Genomic DNA, 16,679 nt, shown 5'->3' with positions numbered 1-16,679 from the left:
CCGAGCGGGTGAGGCTCAGGTTTGGCACCCGCCCTCGCCGGTGCCGTCGCCCACGGCACGGCAAGGGCCGACGCACCGCAGGCCCCGCCACCTCGTCGGCCCTGAGCACGGCACCCAGAGCCGGGCCGAGGGCCGCCGGCCCGGCGTCAGCGAGTCGCCGGCCAGCCGGCTCGCGGACGAACCGGCGGAACCGCCCTGGCGACGCGCTCGTCCCGTGCGCCGCGGCAGCGGCCGGGAAGCGAGAACGCCGGGCAGGACGGCGCGCGGTCCGTCGGCCGGGAGCGGCAGCGGCCGGGCGGCGAGGAAGGGAGCGGCAGCGGCCGGGCGGCGAGGAAGGGAGCGGCTCGGGGCGCGCCCCTCCCCGCCGGTCACCGGCCCCGGGGCTCCGGGGCCCCGGGTCAGGCCGCCGGGTCCCGCAGCACCTGCTCCCGCACCCGGTCGCAGCAGCGGCTGATCAGGCGGGAGACGTGCATCTGGGAGATGCCGAGCTGTTCGGCGATGCGGCTCTGGGTCATGTCGTCGAAGAAGCGCATGTAGAGGATGGCCCGTTCCCGCTCGGGCAGGGCGGCGAGACGGTCCTTCACGGCCTCGCGGTCGACGACGGTGTCCAGGGCCGGGTCGGAGGCACCGAGGGCGTCGCCGAGGGAGTAGCCGTCCTCGCTGCCGGGGAGTTCGGCGTCCAGGGACAGGGCCGTGAAGCTCTCCAGGGCCTCCAGGCCGACCCGCGCGTCCTCCTCGCTCATCTCGGCGTGCTCGGCGATCTCGGCGACGGTGGGCCTGCGGCCCGAGATGGTCTGGGACAGGTCCTGCCCGGCGTGGCGGACCCGGTTGCGCAGGTCCTGTACCCGGCGCGGCACGTGCAGGGTCCACATGTGGTCGCGGAAGTGCCGCTTGATCTCACCGGTGATCGTCGGCACCGCGTAGCTCTCGAAGGCGTTGCCGCGCTCGGGGTCGTACCGGTCGACGGCCTTGACCAGGCCGAGGGCGGCGACCTGGCGCAGGTCGTCGTAGCTCTCGCCGCGGCTGCGGAAGCGTCCGGCGAGCCGTTCGGCCATGGGGAGCCAGGCCTCGACGATCCGGTCGCGGACCGCGTCGCGTTCCGGGCCGTCGGGAAGGCTGGTGAGCCGACGGAAGGCGTCGGCGGTGTCGGGGGCGTCGTCGTGGGGGTGCTTCACGCTGGCGTGGATCGGCATGGTGCGTCGCAACTCCTCAGGAGCGCGGGGTCCTGTCGTCGCGCCGGGCGGCGGCCCGGTCGGCACCGCCGAACGCGGACGGCACACGGAGTTCGTCGAACCCCCCGCGTCACCGGTGCGACGACACGGCCCTTGGGTCGGGCGGTCACCGTGGGAGGGCGTCCGGCCACCGGACGGACGCGTCCGTGGCGGCGTCCCGCCGCTCCCACGGACGTGCCTCCTGTCCGAAGCACTGACCTTGCACCTGCCCCGTTCGCCCCACGGCAAACACCCGGCTTCCGGGCTGCCGGTTACCGCTTGCGCGGCTGGTTGAAGCGGAGCATGTTGCCGGCCGGGTCGCGGAAGGCGCAGTCGCGGACGCCGTAGGGCTGGTCGACCGGCTCCTGGAGGACCTCGGCGCCCGCCGCGCTGATGCGTTCGAAGGTGGCGTCCACGTCGTCGGTGGTGAAGATGACGCCGCGCAGGAGGCCCTTGGCGAGCAGCCGGTCCATGGCCTCCTGGTCGGCCTCCGAGGCGTTGGGGTCGGCGAGCGGGGGTTCGAGGACGATGTCCACGTCGGGCTGGGCCGGGGAACCGACGGTCACCCAGCGCATCCCTTCGAAGCCGACGTCGTTGCGGACCTCCATGCCGAGCACGTCCCGGTAGAAGGCGAGCGCCTTGTCGTGGTCGTCGACGGCGATGAAGCACTGCGAGAGGTTGATGTCCATGTGCCTCACGCTAGGGACCCGGGCGCGGGCCTGGCTTCTCCGTTCCTGACCGGCCGGGTGCAGACCTTGGCGACGCAGGCCGGGACGGCGGCGCCGTCCGAGTGGTCGCGGGCCCGGTAGGCGCTCGGGCTCTCGCCGACCAGTTCGGTGAAGCGGGAACTGAACGAGCCCAGCGAGGTACAGCCGACGGCGAAGCAGACCTCGGTCACCGAGAGGTCGCCGCGTCGCAGCAGGGCCTTGGCCCGCTCGATGCGGCGCGTCATCAGGTAGCTGTACGGGGTCTCGCCGTAGGCGGCGCGGAAACTGCGGGAGAAGTGGCCCGCCGACATGAGGGCGACCCGGGCCAGCGCCGGGACGTCGAGCGGCTTGTCGTACTCGCGGTCCATCAGGTCGCGGGCGCGGCGCAGCCGGGCCAGGTCCTCCAACGTCGTCACACCCACACGATCCCACAGCGCCGGACGCCGCCGGTACCGGCGCTGTGGGATCCGCCGGGTCAGGCGCCGACGTAGGCCGCCAGGTGCTCGCCGGTGAGGGTGGAGCGGTCGGCGACGAGGTCGGCGGGGGTGCCCTCGAAGACGATCCGGCCGCCGTCGTGGCCGGCGCCGGGGCCGAGGTCGATGATCCAGTCGGCGTGCGCCATGACGGCCTGGTGGTGCTCGATGACGATGACCGACTTGCCCGCGTCGACCAGGCGGTCCAGCAGGCCGAGCAGCTGCTCGACGTCGGCGAGGTGGAGGCCGGTGGTGGGCTCGTCGAGGACGTACACGCCGCCCTTCTCGCCCATGTGCGTGGCCAGCTTCAGCCGCTGCCGCTCGCCGCCGGAGAGGGTGGTGAGCGGCTGGCCGAGGGTGAGGTAGCCGAGTCCGACGTCGGTGAGCCGCTGGAGGATCTTGTGCGCGGCGGGCGTACGCGCCTCGCCGGTGCCGAAGAACTCCTCCGCCTGCGCCACCGACATCGCGAGCACCTCGCTGATGTCCCGGCCGCCGAACCGGTACACCAGCACCGAGGGCTGGAACCGCTTGCCCTCGCAGTCCTCGCAGGGGCTGGCGACGCCGGCCATCATCGCCAGGTCGGTGTAGACGACCCCGGCGCCGTTGCAGGTGGGGCAGGCGCCCTCGGAGTTGGCGCTGAACAGGGCGGGCTTGACGCCGTTGGCCTTGGCGAAGGCCTTGCGGATCGGGTCGAGCAGGCCCGTGTACGTCGCCGGGTTGCTGCGCCGGGAGCCCTTGATGGGGCTCTGGTCGACGGCGACGACGTCCGCTCCGGCGGGGACCGAGCCGTGGATCAGCGAGCTCTTGCCGGAGCCCGCCACACCGGTGACCACGCAGAGCACGCCGAGCGGGATGTCGACGTCGACGTCCTGGAGGTTGTGCGCGTTCGCGCCGCGGATCTCCAGCGCGCCGGTGGGTTCGCGCACCGTCTCCTTGAGCGAGGACCGGTCGTCGAGGTGGCGTCCGGTGACGGTGCCGGCCGACCGCAGGTCCTCCACGGTGCCTTCGAAGCAGACGGTGCCGCCCGCCGTGCCGGCGCCGGGGCCGAGGTCGACGACGTGGTCGGCGATGGCGATCGCCTCCGGCTTGTGCTCGACGACGAGCACGGTGTTGCCCTTGTCCCGCAGGCGCAGCAGCAGGTCGTTCATCCGCTGGATGTCGTGCGGGTGCAGGCCGATGGTGGGCTCGTCGAAGACGTACGTCGTGTCGGTGAGCGAGGAGCCGAGGTGGCGGATCATCTTGACGCGCTGGGCCTCGCCGCCCGACAGCGTGCCCGCCGGACGGTCCAGGGAGAGGTAGCCGAGGCCGATCTCCACGAACGAGTCGAGGGTGTCCCGCAGGGCGGTGAGCAGCGGCGCCACCGACGGCTCGTCGAGGGTGCGGACCCAGTCGGCGAGGTCGCGGATCTCCATCGCGCAGGCGTCGGCGATGGAGACCTTGCCGATCCTGGACGACCTGGCGCCCTCGCTGAGCCGCGTCCCGTCGCACTCGGGGCAGGTGGTGAAGGTGACGGCCCGCTCCACGAACGCGCGGATGTGCGGCTGCATCGCCTCCTTGTCCTTGGACAGGAACGACTTCTGGATCTTCGGGATCAGGCCTTCGTAGGTGAGGTTGACGCCGTTTACCTTGACCTTGACCGGCTCGCCGTAGAGGAAGTCGCGCAGCTCCTTCTCGGTGTACTCGCGGATCGGCTTGTCCGGGTCGACGAAGCCGGACTGGGCGTAGACCTGGACGGTCCACTGGCTGTCCGACTTCCAGCCGGGGATGGTGAAGGCGCCCTCGGCGAGCGACTTGGAGTCGTCGTAGAGCTGGGAGAGGTCGATGTCGGAGACCTTGCCCCGGCCCTCGCAGTGGGTGCACATGCCGCCGGTGCGCTCGTACGTGGCCTTCACGGCCTTCTTGTTGCCGCGCTCGACGGTGATCGCGCCGCTGGCGCGGACGGAGGCGGTGTTGAAGGAGTACGCGCTGGGCGGGCCGATGTGCGGGTCGCCGAGCCGGCTGAAGAGGATGCGCAGCATCGCGTTGGCGTCGGTGGCGGTGCCGACGGTGGAGCGGGGGTCGGCGCCCATCCGCTGCTGGTCCACGATGATCGCGGTGGTCAGGCCGTCGAGCACGTCGACCTCGGGGCGGGCCAGGGTGGGCATGAAGCCCTGGACGAAGGCACTGTAGGTCTCGTTGATCAGCCGCTGGGACTCGGCGGCGATGGTGTTGAAGACCAGGGAGCTCTTGCCCGACCCGGAAACTCCGGTGAAGACGGTCAGCCGGCGCTTGGGGATCTCGATGCTGACGTCCTTGAGGTTGTTCTCGCGGGCGCCGTGCACACGGATCATGTCGTGGCCGTCGGCCGGGTGCGGGGCGGCCGCTCTCGTGTCCGCCCTCTTGGCGCTGCTCATCGTGTCTCCATCCGTCGGCGGGTCGGCAGGAACACGCTAGACGGCACGCGGCGCGCGGCGCTTCTCGATTACTGATCTGTCCGGCCGTCGGTCCGGCCGGCCATTTCGGCGTCGTCGGGCGGTGGCGCGGTGTCCGGCAGCACCAGTTCCTCGTAGCGGCCCATGGCCAGCACCACGCCGAGCATGAGGACCGGGATGCACACAGCGAGCAGCACCGCCATGATCCGTCCTTCCCGAAGAAGGGTGGGCGTGGGGGGTGGTGGCGCGGGCCGGGTTCCCCGTTCTGGCCGGACGAACCCGCCGTGCACGAGGCCGCACGCACCGTGTACGCGGGAATCGGAGCGGACCCGTCCGGATGAATCCGTGTCGGCCTCCGGTGTCCGGGTACGCGGTCGGCACCCCTGAAGGACCTGGAGGGAGACATGCAGCGAGGCAGTGACCGGATGAGCGTCCACCGCGACGACGAGATGAAGCACGAACTGCAGGGTCTGCTCCGGTCCGGGCACCCGACCCGGACCGAGGAGTGGCACGACCCGGAGCCGGCCGCGGAGGACGACCCCGACGTCATGTACGGGCCGGTGACTCCGGGCCGCGGTCCCACCTATCTGGAGGCTCTCCGGCTCGAACTGGCCCGGAACCTGACCCGCGGCACCTTCCCCGCCGGCCCGCGGGAACTGACCCGGGCGCTGCGCCGCGGCAACGCGCCGGACGCCCTCGTCGAGGGTCTGGAACGACTGCCGCACAAGGCGCGCTACGACAACGTCCAGGAACTGGCGGTGGCCCTGACCGAGAGCGGCGGGTCCGGACCCGCCGGTACGCAGAGCGCGTAGCGCGCGTAGGGCGCCGGGAAGGGTCGCCTCCGTGTGACATCACCGCGCGGGTGGTGGCCGAGGGCCAGCCCCGGCCTCGGCGCTCGCCGGGATCAGCCGCGCGGACCCGGACGCCCGGTGCGGGCCGGACCGGCCCGCACCGACCCACTGACGCACGCGCGCCGGACGGCGACCACGGCCGGCGCGCCGGGAAAGGACTCGGAAACCACATGCGCATCGCATTTCTGACCGCGCCCGAGGGCGTGGAGCAGGTCGAACTGACCGAGCCGTGGCAGGCCGCGAAGGACGCGGGTCACGAACCCGTGCTGGTCTCCACGCAGTCCGGTGAGGTCCAGGGCTTCGACCATCTCGACAAGGCGGACACGTTCCCGGTGGACGAGGTGGTGGGCGACACGTCGGCCGACTCGTTCGGCGGGCTGGTGCTGCCCGGCGGGGTGGCCAACCCGGACTTCCTGAGGACGGACGAGAAGGCGGTGGCGTTCGTCAAGGACTTCTTCGAGCAGGGGCGTCCGGTGGCCGCCATCTGCCACGCCCCGTGGACCCTCGTGGAGGCCGACGTCGTACGCGGCCGGGTCGTGACCTCGTGGCCCAGCCTCCAGACCGATCTCCGCAACGCGGGCGCCACCTGGGTGGACGAGCAGGTGAAGGTCTGCGACCACGGGAACAACGTGCTGGTCACCAGCCGCAAGCCGGACGATCTCAAGGCGTTCTGCGAGACCTTCCTCGCGGAGTTCGCCAAGGCGGGCGGCTGAGCGGACCCGCCGTCACGCCGGAGCCCGGCCCCGGACGCCGCCGCCATCGGCGTCGCAGGGCCGGGCTCCGGCGTGCGCCCGGCACCGCGCGGGCCGGTTCCCAGGCTCAGCCACCGGGCGCCCCCGACTCCCCGCAGCCCCGCTCCCGCGCCCCCTCGCGGGTGCGGCCCGCGGCCACCGGGCGACGCGGGTTGCGGCGCAGCCACTCGCCCTCCAGCTGCGCCATGCGCTCGTTGTGGGCCCGCAGCGCGTCGTTCGACCCGTAGAGGAGGGTGTCGTGGCGCGTGCGGTGGATGGTCTCCAGCTCCTTCATGAGCTGCTGGTCGTCCAGGCGGCCCGGGTCCACTCCGGTCATGGTGCCGTCCCCTGTGTCGTGTTCGTTCATGCGGGCCGGGTACCCGCCCCGCAGCACTACCACCCCCGAGCGGCACCCGGGAGGGAGCCACCATGGATCTCGCGTTTCTGCACCCCCTCTACGAACATCAGGGCCCTTGGGCCTCCGTGTACGTGGACCTGTCCCGGCACACGGAGGACACCCCCCACGAGCGTGAGCTGACGGCCGCCGCGGTGGCCCGGGAGCTGGCGGAGCAGGGCGCGGACGACGCGACCTGCCGGGCCGTGCGGGAGGCGGTGGAGGGACTGCGCCACGCCACCGACCCGCACGGGCGGGCCCTGTTCGCCTGTGCCGGCCAGGTGGTCCTCGACCCGCAGCTGGCGCGTCCGCCGTACGGCGGGACCACCGCCGACTGGGCGCCGCTGCCGCACGTGACGCCGCTGCTGGACCTGGCGGGCGAGGATCCGGTGTGCGTGGTGGCGTACATCGACCGCAAGGGCGCCGACTTCGAGCTGCGCAGCGCGCTGGGCACCTCGGACGCGGGCGGCGTGACCGGCCGGCAGTGGCCGGTGCACCGCACGAGCAGCGTCGACTGGTCGGAGCGCCATTTCCAGCTGCGGGTGGAGAACACCTGGGAGCACAACGCGGCGGAGATCGCGGACGCGCTCGCCGTGTGCCAGGAGGAGACGGGCGCGGACCTGCTGATCCTGGTGGGGGACGACCGGGAGCGGCGGTCCGTGCACGAGCGGCTGCCGAAGCGGCTGCAGGAGCGGATCGCGGAGGCCTCGCGCGGTGCCGGCAGCAGGCTGCTGGACGACGAGGTGGAGCAGGTGCGCGACGACCACGTGCGTTCGCGGGCGCAGGAGGACCTGGGCCGCTTCCTGGCCGCCCGCACACCGGACGGCGAGGGCCGGGCCGGGGCGGCGGAGGGCGTGCCCGCGCTGGTCGAGGCGGCGCGGGAGCACCGCATCGACGAGCTGCTGGTCATCCCGGACGCCCCGGACACCCACCGCGAGGTGTGGATCGGTGAGGACGCCGACCAGCTGGCGGTGCGCCGCACCGAGCTGAAGACGCTCGGTGAGCAGAACTCCTGGTCGGCCCGCGCGGACGACGCGCTGCTGCGCTCGGCGGTGATGACCGGCGCCCCGGCGATCTCGGTGACGCCGGCGCTGCCGTCCAAGGCGTCCGAGGACGCGCCGGTGGGCGGTCTGGGGGCGCTGCTGCGCTGGAAGTGACCCCGGCCCGCCGACGTCCGGGCACCGGCTCCCGCCTCCGGCTCCGGCTCCGTCGCCCGGGCACCGACTCCCGGACGCCGCCCCCCCCGGCCTCCGGCCCCAGGCCCCCGGGCTCGGGGCTCGGGGGTTCAGGGCTCCGGCTCCGTCGCCCCGGCACCGACTCCCGGACGCCGCCCCCCCGGCCTCCGGCTCCAGGCCCCCAGCTCGGGGGCTCCGGGCTCGGGGGTTCAGGGCTCCGGCTCCGTCGCCCGGGCACCGACTCCCGGACGCCGTCCCCCGGCCTCCGGCTCCAGGCCCCCAGCTCGGGGCTCTGGGGCTCATGGCCCCGGCTCCGTCGCCCGGGCACCGACTCCCGGACGCCGTCCCCCGGCCTCCGGCCCCAGGCCCCCGGCCTCGGGGCTCTGGGGCTCAGGGCTCCGGCTCCCGGACGCCGACCTCCGGTTCCCGGGAGCCGGGCTCCGTCTCAGCTCCAGGACCCCGGCTTTCGGCTCCCGGGGACCAGCCTCGGACTCCGGGATCCGGGCTCCAGCTCCAGACCCCCGGAGACCGACTCCCGGCCTCCAGCCCCAGGGCTGGGCCCCCGGGCTCCGGCGCCCCCGGCCCCCGCGTCGGCGTCAGCGGGCCCGCTCCACCCGACGTTCGTCCCAGACCGGCTCCGGCGTCTCGCGCACGCGCCCGTCGCTGCCGAAGACGAGGTACCGGTCGAAGGAGCGGGCGAACCAGCGGTCGTGGGTGACCGCGAGGACGGTGCCCTCGAAGCCCTCCAGGCCCTCCTGGAGGGCTTCGGCCGACTCCAGGTCGAGGTTGTCGGTCGGCTCGTCGAGCAGCAGGGCGGTGACGCCCTGGAGTTCCAGCAGGAGGATCTGGAAGCGGGCCTGCTGGCCGCCGGAGAGGCGGTCGAAGGCCTGCTCGGCCTGCTGGGTCAGTTCGTAGCGGCGCAGCCTGGACATGGCGGCGCCCCGGTCCTGGGCGTGTTCGGTCCACAGGATGTCCAGGAGGGTGCGGCCCAGCAGCTCGGGGTGGGCGTGGGTCTGCGCGAAGTGGCCGGGCAGCACACGCGCGCCGAGCTTCCACTGCCCGGTGTGGGCCACGTCGTCGCCGGCCAGCAGCCGCAGGAAGTGCGACTTGCCGGAGCCGTTGGAGCCGAGGACGGCGACCCGTTCGCCGTAGAAGACCTCCAGGTCGAAGGGTTTCATCAGGCCGGTCAGTTCCAGCTGCTCGCAGGTGACGGCGCGGACGCCGGTGCGGCCGCCCTTCAGCCGCATCCGGATGTCCTGCTCGCGCGGCGGCTCGGGCGGCGGCCCGGCCTCCTCGAACTTGCGCAGCCGGGTCTGGGCGGCGGCGTAGCGGGAGGCCATCTCGTGGCTGACCGCGGCCGCCTGACGCAGGGTCAGCACGAGCTTCTTCAGCTGCGCGTGCTTCTCGTCCCAGCGGCGGCGCAGCTCCTCGAAGCGGGCGAAGCGCTCGCGCCGGGCCTCGTGGAAGGTGGCGAAGCCGCCGCCGTGCACCCAGGCGTCGGCGCCCGCGGGTCCGGGCTCGACCGAGACGATCTTCTGGGCGGAACGGGCGAGGAGTTCCCGGTCGTGGGAGACGAAGAGCACCGTCTTGCGGGTCTCCTTCAGCCGCTCCTCCAGCCAGCGTTTGCCGGGTACGTCGAGGTAGTTGTCCGGCTCGTCGAGCAGCAGCACCTCGTCGTTGCCGCGCAGCAGCGCCTCCAGCACCAGCCGCTTCTGCTCACCGCCGGACAGGGTGCCCACCTGCCGCCACTGGGCCTTGTCGTAGGGGACGCCCAGCGCGGCCGTGGTGCAGATGTCCCACAACGTCTCGGCCTCGTAGCCCTGCGCCTCGGCCCAGTCCGCGAGGGCCTGGGCGTAGCGCATCTGGGCGGCCTCGTCGTCGACCGTCATGATCGCGTGCTCGGCGGCGTCGACGGCGCGTGCGGCCTCGCGGATGCGGGGCGGCGCCACCGAGACGAGGAGGTCGCGCACGGTCGTCTCGTCGCGGACGGAGCCCACGAACTGCCGCATCACCCCGAGGCCGCCGCCGACGGTGACGGTGCCGCCGTGCGGTTTCAGTTCCCCGGACAGCAGGCGAAGCAGGGTGGTCTTGCCCGCTCCGTTGGGACCGACGAGGGCCACGACCGCGCCCTCCCCCACCCGGAAGGAGACGTCGCCGAGCAGCGCCCTCCCGTCGGGGAGGTAGTACTCCAGGTGCGCGGCTTCGAGGTGTCCCATGCGACCGGATTCTCCAGCTCCGGCCGCGCTCGGAGCAAACGCATTTCCCGGTGCCGTGACACGGGCCACGCCGGCCGCAGGAAACGCCGTCGGCAGGGTATGCGGTGGGCATGAGCCCCGACGTAGACCTCACCGCCCCGACGCCCGGCCCGCATCCGGTCCGCAACGGCTTCCTGCGACTGGACCAGCGGGTGTTCGAGGCCGTCGCCGCCCGTACCTGGCCCGGCGCCGACCCCCTGCTGCCCCGGCTGAGCCGCAGCGCCAACCACGGCGTGCTGTGGTTCGGGGCGGCCGCCGCGCTGGCCGCGTCCCGCACGCCGAGGGCGCGGCGCGCCGCCGCTCGGGGGCTCGCCTCGCTGGGCCTGGCCTCGCTGGCCATCAACACGCTCGGCAAGCGGTCGGTGCGCCGTCCCCGGCCGGGCCTCGACCCGGTGCCGCTGGTGCGGCAGCTGAAGCGGCAGCCGATCACCACGTCCTTCCCGTCGGGGCACGCCGCCTCGGCCGCCGCGTTCGCGACCGGCGTCGCCCTGGAGTCCCCGGCGTGGGGTGCGGCGGTGGCTCCGGTGGCCGCCGCGGTCGCCCTCTCCCGGGTCTACACCGGCGTCCACTTCCCGAGCGACGTGCTGGCGGGTGCGGCGCTCGGGGCGGGGGCCGCGTTCGCCGTACGGGGCATGGTGCCGACACGTGCCCAGCACACCCCGCCGGCCCGGCCGCGCGCCGACGTGCCGGCGCTGCCCAAGGGTGAGGGCCTGGTCATGGTGGCCAACGTCGGCTCGGGAACCTCGGACCGGGTGCGGGCGCTGTGCGACGCGCTGCCCGACGCCGAGGTGGTGGAGTGCGACCCCGAGGACGTCCGGTCGGAGCTGGAGCGGGCCGCGGGCCACGCCCGGGTGCTCGGCGTGTGCGGCGGCGACGGCACCGTGAACGCCGCCGCCGGGATCGCCCTGCGCCACGGACTGCCGCTGGCCGTGCTGCCGGGCGGCACGCTCAACCACTTCGCCTACGACCTCGGCGTGGAGGACGTCCGGGACCTGTGCCGGGCCCTGGAGCACGGTGAGGGCGTGCGGGTGGACGTGGGCCGGTTCGTCTCCGGCGGGCAGCGCGGGATCTTCCTCAACACCTTCAGCCTGGGTGTGTACCCCGAGCTGGTCAACGAGCGGGAGCGCTGGTCGTCCCGGATCGGCGGCTGGCCCGCGGGGGTGCTGGCGGCGGTGCGGGTGCTGCGCGCCGACCGGCACCCGCTGGAGGCGGAGGTGCGGGGGCACCGGCGCCCGCTGTGGATGCTGTTCGCGGGCAACGGCACGTACCACCGCAGGGGCATCGCCTCCGGGCGCCGCCTCGACCTGGCGGACGGGCACCTGGACGTGCGGGTGGTGCACGGTGGCCGCCGGCCCGCCCTGCGGCTGCTGTCCGCGGCGCTCGCGGGCCCGCTGACCCGCTCCCCCGCCCACGCGGCGGTGCAGGTGCACCGGCTGCGACTGTCCGGTGTCGCGCCCGGCACGCTGATGGCGTACGACGGCGAACTCACGGAGACGGAGGGCGATCTGACGCTGGAGAAACTGCCGGAGGCGCTCACGGTATACCGTCCGCTGCCCGGTGACGGCCTGCTGCCCGATTTCGCCTGACGCATCATCAGTCCACGTGGTGATATCCAGGTCTCATGATGTGGCGGTTGGGCGTACGGTGAGCCCACTGTCGGGAGAGCCGGGAGAGGGGCCGTCATGCCGAAGCCGCAGGAGACCGCCGTATACACGCACGGACACCACGAGTCCGTGCTCCGCTCGCACACCTGGCGCACCGCCGCCAACTCCGCCGCGTACCTGCTCGGTTCCCTGAAGCCCCACATGCGTGTCCTGGACATCGGCTGCGGGCCCGGCACCATCACCGCGGACCTGGCGGAGCTGGTTCCGGACGGACACGTCACCGGCGTGGACCGGGCTCCGGAGATCGTGGAGCGGGCCCGGGCCACGGCAGCCGGACGCGGCCTGGCCAACACCGACTTCGCGGTCGCGGACGTGCACGCGCTGGACCACCCGGACGACACGTTCTGCGTGGTCCACGCCCACCAGGTGCTCCAGCACGTGGGCGACCCGGTGCAGGCCCTGCGGGAGATGCGCAGGGTGGCGAGGCCGGACGGGATCGTCGCCGTCCGCGACTCGGACTACGGCGCCATGACCTGGTACCCCGCCTCCCGGGGCATGGACGACTGGCTGACCCTGTACGAGCGGGTGGCCCGCGCCAACGGCGGCGAGCCGGACGCCGGACGGCGGCTGAAGGCCTGGGCGCTGGAGGCGGGGTTCACGGACATCACGGCGACCTCCGCCACCTGGACCTTCAGCACGCCCGAGGAGCGGGAATGGTGGAGCGGCCTGTGGGCGGACCGCACCCTGGCGTCGGCGTACGCGGAACGGGCCACCGAGGGCGGCCACGCGACGGAGGAGGAGCTGCGCGCCGTGTCGGCGGCCTGGCGCGAGTGGGGAAAGCGGCCGGACGGCTGGTTCAGCGTCCTGCACGGCGAAATTCTGTGCCGAAAGTAGGCCCCGCCCACGCCTGATCGGTGAATTCCGGGAAACCAGTACGGCAGGAGGTTCAACATTATGGTTCCGCTTCTGCTCGTACTGCTTCTCGCAATCATTCTTTTCGGCGCCGGATTCGCCGTGAAGATTCTCTGGTGGATTGCCTTGGCAGTCCTGGTCCTGTGGCTGGTGGGTTTCCTGGCTCGCGGGACGACGGCCGGCGGCGGAAGGGGCCGCTGGTACAGGTGGTGAACGACGCGTGACGAGGCCGCTGCCCCGGGAGGCTCGCTCCCGGGGCAGCGGCCTCGGTTCGGGAGGCTCACTCCCGGGGCAGCAGCGGTCCCAGCGGCCCGAGGTCCAGGTTCAGGTCCTCGGGCCGCAGTCCGTAGCGGTCACGCAGCTCGGTCATGCGGTCGTCGAGGAGCATCAGGGTGAGCCCGATCCGCTCCTCCTGGTCCTCGCTCAGATCACCCTCGTCGACACGGCGCAACGCCTGGCGCTCCATGAGCTGGCGCAGCAGCTCCACGACGGTCAGCACGAGCTTCATCAGGTCGCGCTCGACCGTGTCCGGCTCCAGTTCGAGGCGTTTGCGGGGTTCGGTCACGTCGATCAGTCTCCGAACGGCGACGGGACATCGCGGTTGACCGAGCTGATCAGCGCGTTGAGGTCGATGCGGACCAGGTCGACGTCCGCGATGCGCAGCGTGACGTCGCCGGTGATGACCACGCCGCCGGCCAGCAGCCGGTCGAGCAGGTCCACGAGGGCGATCTCACGGCGTTCGACGACCGTCATGACCCTTCTCCCGTTCCTTCTTCACCGGCGAACGAATAGGCCGCCCACGGTCCGGTGAGTTCCACGCGAATTCCCGGGGCGTCGCCCTTGGTACGGTCCACCATTTCCACGAATTCCTCGGACGCCTCGCGCCGCACCAGATAGGCGGCGTTGAGGACGTTCCGTCCGGCGGCGCCGGACAGGCTTGGATTCTGCGGCGCGTGCAGGCGGGCGTTGTCGGCCCGCGCCGCCAGCGACTCGTGCAGGCGGGTCGCGAACTCCTCGGCCCTGCTCCACAGGTCCTCACTGGCGCGCGTCTGGCGCCGCCGCTGCCGCAGGTAGTCCCGGCCCGAGGCGGGCTTCGGGGCGGGTTCGGCCCGCTCGGCCGGCTGGTCGGAGCCGGCCTCGACGAAGATCTTGACGCCCCATTCCACCCGCCCCTCCAGGCGGCCGAGCGTGCGCCGGAAAGCCTCTTCCCGCTCCTCCATCATCACGCGCACGCCGCTGTCGTCCCGGAAGACGGTGGCCAGCCGGAGCGGCAGCGGGGTGGTGACGACGGTGAGCGCGTCGATGACCTGCTGGTGGGCGCGGGCGGTCGCGGCGAGCCAGTCCAGGTCCTCCAGGTGGGCCCGCAGCGACTCCTCGCTGAAGTCGGCCTCCGGCACATGGCTGACGACGGCGACCAGCCCGCCGTGGGCCAGCAGCCGGGGCGGGTCGCCCGCCACCCCGGTCAGCTGGGACTGGAGAGCCGCGTCGAAGGGGCGGCAGACGGCGTAGACGTACCGCAGTCCGGTCACGGGGCCTCCCTCGGTACCCGGCCCGGGTCCAGCTCGCGCAGGCGTTCGCGCAGCGCGGCGTTCTCCCGGGTCAGCTCGTCGTGCCGGGCACGCGAGGAGAGCGCGGGGTCGCTCTCCCACCAGTCGATGCCCATCTCCTTGGCCTTGTCGACGGAGGCGACGACGAGCCGCAGCTTGATGGTGAGCAGCTCTATGTCGAGCAGGTTGATCTTGATGTCGCCCGCGATCACGACTCCCTTGTCGAGCACCCGCTCCAGGATGTCGGCGAGGTTGGCGCTCTGTCCCTGGCCGTAGGGATCGGGCAACCGGCTGGGGGTGGTCATCGACGGCTCCCGCGGTCGGCGTCCTCGGGCTCGTCGGGCTCGTCGTACGTGTCGTACTCGTCGTACTCGCCACGGGACGCGTACTCGTCCTCCCCGGCTTCCCGGTCCTCCTCCTCGTACTCGCCCTCGGGCTCCTCTTCGTACTCGCCCTCGTCTTCGTACTCGTCTTCGTGCTCGTCTTCGCCCTCGGGCCCGGGCTCTTCCCCCGTCTCGGCGGGCTCCTGCCCCTCCTGTCCTTCCTGTCCTTCCTGTCCTTCCTGTCCTTCCTGTCCCTCCTGTCCCTCCTGTTCCTCCGCGAGGGCGTCCTCGTGGCTGCGTACGACCTCGCCGTCGCGGATCTCGCCGCGCCAGCCGTCGTCGGCCTCGCCCTTGAGGGTGATGTGCCGGACGTAGTTCTTGAGGTCGAGACGGGCCCGGCGCCCCTGGGCGCGCCAGATGTTGCCGGTCTTCTCGAACAGACCCTGGGGGTAGTACTCGATGACCAGGACGACCCTGGTGAGGCTCTCCGCGAGCCGGTGGAAGCTGACGACGCCCTTGGTCGTGCCCTTGGCGCCCTCCGACGTCCAGGAGATCCGGTCGTCGGGTACCTGTTCGGTCGTCTTCGCCTTCCAGCTGCGGTTGGACCAGAAGACCTTCAGCTGCCAGTCGGACGACGTGTCGTCGGCCCGGTTCGCGCTCTTGACGCCCTTGGCGAAGGTGCTGAAGTCCTGGTACTGGGTCCACTGGTCGTAGGCCGTACGCAGCGGTACGCCGACGTCGACGTACTCGATGATGACCGTCGGCTTCTGACCGCCGCCACCCTTCTTCCCGCCCTTGCCGCCGCCGAGGTTCTTGAACGCGCCGACCACGTTGTCCTTCACCTTGCCGGCGCCGACCTCGAACGCGGCCCGCACGGGGCTCTTGCCCTCGGAGAGCTTGCGTCCGCCGTCGAGGGCGAGCTTGGCGAAACCCGGGCTGTTGCCCTCGGCGATGTCGTTCAGCTTGCCGGTGGTCTCGCCGAGCTTGGTACCGACGCCGGTCAGGAGCCGCGTGACCTGGGCGGCGAGGTAGTCCTGCACCTCCGCCTTGAGGCGGTCGGCCGCCTCGCTCCGCGCCACGTCGGCGAGCGGGTTCTTCTTCGCGGCCTTGCCTGCCGTGGAGGCCGCGGAACCGAGGGTGTCGGTCATCGCTCACCACCGCCCTTCGACTGTCGGTCGCCGGTGGCGCCGCGCGCGGCACCCCTGGCTCCGGCGGTCCTCTTGCCGGCCGTCTTCCTGGCGGGCTGGGCCCGCTTCGCCGCCGCCTTCTTGGCGGGGGCCTTGGCGGCCGCCGCCTTCTTCGCGGGCGCCTTCCTGGCCGCCTTGCGTGCCTGGGGCGGGGCCTTCTTCGGGGCCCGTTCGCTCCGCTCCTCGGGCTCCCCCTGCTCCTCGGGCTCCCCCTGCTCCTCGGGCTCGTACTCCTCGGCCTCCTCATACGGCTCCGAGTCCTCCGAGGCCTCAGAGTCGCGGGAGGAGTCGTCGGAGCCGGCACCGGGTGCCTTCGAGGCCGCGCCCGAGAGCTGGTCGCGGACCTGTGCCGTGCGCCCGTGCAGGCGGTCGGCGAGCGCGTCCAGCTGCCGCTCGACCAGCGCCCCGGAGGCCGCCTTGCCGACGCCCTGCAGATCGGTGCGCAGCTGGTCCCCGATCTCCTTGAACTGGGGATTGTCCTGCAGCTGCGATTTGACCAGCTCCGCGATGCCCTGCGGGGTCAGGTTCAGCTTCTTGCCGGCCACCATGGTGCCCACGGCGACCGCGAGCTTCAGCTTCTTCGTGCGTCCCAGCAGATATCCGGCCCCTACTGCGAGGCCCACTCCGACTCGGTTCATGGTGCCGTACCGTTGCCCAATCCCGCGCTCGTGCGCGAAGCGATCTCCAGCCGGTCCAGAAGCCCGTCCTCCTGCCGGTCGAACTCCTCCTCCGTGATCTCACCGGCCCCCAGCTGCTCTTCCAGACGGGCCAGTTCGGCCCGGACCGTGGCGGGGTCGTAGTAGATCCGCTCGGCCTCGTTCAGCACCTGTCTGATGGCCCAGGCGCTGCCGCGCACCGGGGCGAACGGCAGCAGCAGGACCTCCGAGATCAGTCCCAT

The 16,679-nt window shown here is 72.7% G+C and carries 20 protein-coding genes; 6 read left to right on the top strand and 14 right to left on the bottom strand.

The genetic code is table 11. The features are described 5' to 3' along the window. Positions 1–398: 398 nt before the first annotated feature. The 5 genes from M6G08_RS20045 to M6G08_RS20025 form a co-directional block, all read right to left on the bottom strand. On the bottom strand, positions 399–1,193 hold the full coding sequence (locus tag M6G08_RS20045; RefSeq protein ID WP_272588531.1) for an RNA polymerase sigma factor SigF: 795 nt from the start codon (positions 1,191–1,193) through the stop codon (positions 399–401). 290 nt (positions 1,194–1,483) lie between these two features. Further along, positions 1,484–1,900 (bottom strand): VOC family protein, encoded by a 417-nt coding sequence (locus M6G08_RS20040; protein WP_272588530.1) that lies wholly within the window; start codon positions 1,898–1,900, stop codon positions 1,484–1,486. 5 nt (positions 1,901–1,905) lie between these two features. Further along, entirely contained in the window at positions 1,906–2,334 is a 429-nt protein-coding gene (locus M6G08_RS20035; protein WP_272588529.1) for a helix-turn-helix transcriptional regulator, read from the bottom strand. A gap of 59 nt (positions 2,335–2,393) precedes the next feature. Then, positions 2,394–4,784, bottom strand: a complete 2,391-nt coding sequence (locus M6G08_RS20030; RefSeq protein WP_272588528.1) for an ATP-binding cassette domain-containing protein — start codon at positions 4,782–4,784, stop codon at positions 2,394–2,396. 68 nt (positions 4,785–4,852) lie between these two features. Then, positions 4,853–5,005 (bottom strand): hypothetical protein, encoded by a 153-nt coding sequence (locus M6G08_RS20025; protein ID WP_272588527.1) that lies wholly within the window; start codon positions 5,003–5,005, stop codon positions 4,853–4,855. A gap of 201 nt (positions 5,006–5,206) precedes the next feature. On the opposite strand from M6G08_RS20025, the gene M6G08_RS20020 reads away from it, so the two are divergent. Further along, a complete protein-coding gene (locus tag M6G08_RS20020; RefSeq protein WP_272588526.1) occupies positions 5,207–5,614 on the top strand; it encodes a DUF2795 domain-containing protein in 408 nt (135 codons plus the stop codon). 209 nt (positions 5,615–5,823) lie between these two features. After that, positions 5,824–6,366, top strand: coding sequence for a type 1 glutamine amidotransferase domain-containing protein (locus M6G08_RS20015; RefSeq protein WP_272588525.1), 543 nt, complete (start codon positions 5,824–5,826; stop codon positions 6,364–6,366). A gap of 106 nt (positions 6,367–6,472) precedes the next feature. On the opposite strand, the gene M6G08_RS20010 is transcribed toward M6G08_RS20015, so the two are convergent. After that, entirely contained in the window at positions 6,473–6,751 is a 279-nt protein-coding gene (locus M6G08_RS20010) for a DUF6158 family protein (protein WP_272588524.1), read from the bottom strand. 62 nt (positions 6,752–6,813) lie between these two features. Here M6G08_RS20010 and M6G08_RS20005 point away from each other — a divergent pair, with 62 nt between their 5' ends. Then, complete coding sequence (locus M6G08_RS20005; RefSeq protein WP_272588523.1) at positions 6,814–7,935, top strand: baeRF2 domain-containing protein; 1,122 nt, start codon at positions 6,814–6,816, stop codon at positions 7,933–7,935. 614 nt (positions 7,936–8,549) lie between these two features. Here M6G08_RS20005 and M6G08_RS20000 read toward each other — a convergent pair. After that, positions 8,550–10,169, bottom strand: a complete 1,620-nt coding sequence (locus tag M6G08_RS20000; protein ID WP_272588522.1) for an ABC-F family ATP-binding cassette domain-containing protein — start codon at positions 10,167–10,169, stop codon at positions 8,550–8,552. Between the two features lie 110 nt (positions 10,170–10,279). Between M6G08_RS20000 and M6G08_RS19995 the strand changes: the two genes are divergently transcribed. From M6G08_RS19995 to M6G08_RS19985, 3 genes are all read left to right on the top strand, one after another. After that, positions 10,280–11,794, top strand: coding sequence for a bifunctional phosphatase PAP2/diacylglycerol kinase family protein (locus M6G08_RS19995; protein ID WP_272588521.1), 1,515 nt, complete (start codon positions 10,280–10,282; stop codon positions 11,792–11,794). Positions 11,795–11,890: 96 nt separating this feature from the next. Further along, complete coding sequence (locus M6G08_RS19990; RefSeq protein WP_272588520.1) at positions 11,891–12,706, top strand: class I SAM-dependent methyltransferase; 816 nt, start codon at positions 11,891–11,893, stop codon at positions 12,704–12,706. A gap of 60 nt (positions 12,707–12,766) precedes the next feature. Next, the gene (locus M6G08_RS19985) at positions 12,767–12,937 is read left to right on the top strand and encodes a hydrophobic protein (protein ID WP_073730593.1); all 171 of its coding nucleotides are present in this window, start codon (positions 12,767–12,769) and stop codon (positions 12,935–12,937) included. A gap of 67 nt (positions 12,938–13,004) precedes the next feature. Here the strand turns inward: M6G08_RS19985 and gvpK are convergent, their stop codons facing one another. Genes gvpK through M6G08_RS19950 form a run of 7 tightly spaced genes read right to left on the bottom strand, consistent with a single transcriptional unit; the run spans position 13,005 to position 16,679 of the window. Continuing rightward, a complete protein-coding gene (gene gvpK / locus M6G08_RS19980) occupies positions 13,005–13,289 on the bottom strand; it encodes a gas vesicle protein K (protein WP_272588519.1) in 285 nt (94 codons plus the stop codon). A gap of 5 nt (positions 13,290–13,294) precedes the next feature. Continuing rightward, a complete protein-coding gene (gene gvpJ / locus M6G08_RS19975) occupies positions 13,295–13,477 on the bottom strand; it encodes a gas vesicle protein (protein WP_055419334.1) in 183 nt (60 codons plus the stop codon). Continuing rightward, positions 13,474–14,253, bottom strand: coding sequence for a GvpL/GvpF family gas vesicle protein (locus tag M6G08_RS19970; protein ID WP_272588518.1), 780 nt, complete (start codon positions 14,251–14,253; stop codon positions 13,474–13,476). Before M6G08_RS19970 ends, gvpJ (M6G08_RS19975) begins: the two co-directional genes overlap by 4 nt. After that, positions 14,250–14,576 carry a gas vesicle protein gene (gene gvpJ / locus M6G08_RS19965; RefSeq protein WP_073730590.1) on the bottom strand — a complete coding sequence of 109 codons (327 nt, stop codon included), beginning with the start codon at positions 14,574–14,576 and terminating at the stop codon, positions 14,250–14,252. Before gvpJ (M6G08_RS19965) ends, M6G08_RS19970 begins: the two co-directional genes overlap by 4 nt. Then, positions 14,573–15,742: an SRPBCC family protein gene (locus tag M6G08_RS19960; protein WP_272588517.1), complete on the bottom strand. Its 1,170-nt coding sequence runs from the start codon at positions 15,740–15,742 to the stop codon at positions 14,573–14,575. The genes gvpJ (M6G08_RS19965) and M6G08_RS19960 overlap by 4 nt, the downstream gene beginning before the upstream one ends. Then, a complete protein-coding gene (locus M6G08_RS19955) occupies positions 15,739–16,419 on the bottom strand; it encodes a DNA primase (RefSeq protein ID WP_272588516.1) in 681 nt (226 codons plus the stop codon). The genes M6G08_RS19960 and M6G08_RS19955 overlap by 4 nt, the downstream gene beginning before the upstream one ends. Then, positions 16,416–16,679, bottom strand: coding sequence for a gas vesicle protein GvpG (locus M6G08_RS19950; protein ID WP_272588515.1), 264 nt, complete (start codon positions 16,677–16,679; stop codon positions 16,416–16,418). The genes M6G08_RS19955 and M6G08_RS19950 overlap by 4 nt, the downstream gene beginning before the upstream one ends.

Source organism: Streptomyces sp. M92, assembly GCF_028473745.1.
In the GTDB taxonomy this organism is placed as follows: domain Bacteria; phylum Actinomycetota; class Actinomycetes; order Streptomycetales; family Streptomycetaceae; genus Streptomyces.
Note: the sequence above shows the minus strand (reverse complement) of the source record. Positions and strands in the feature narration are given on the sequence as shown.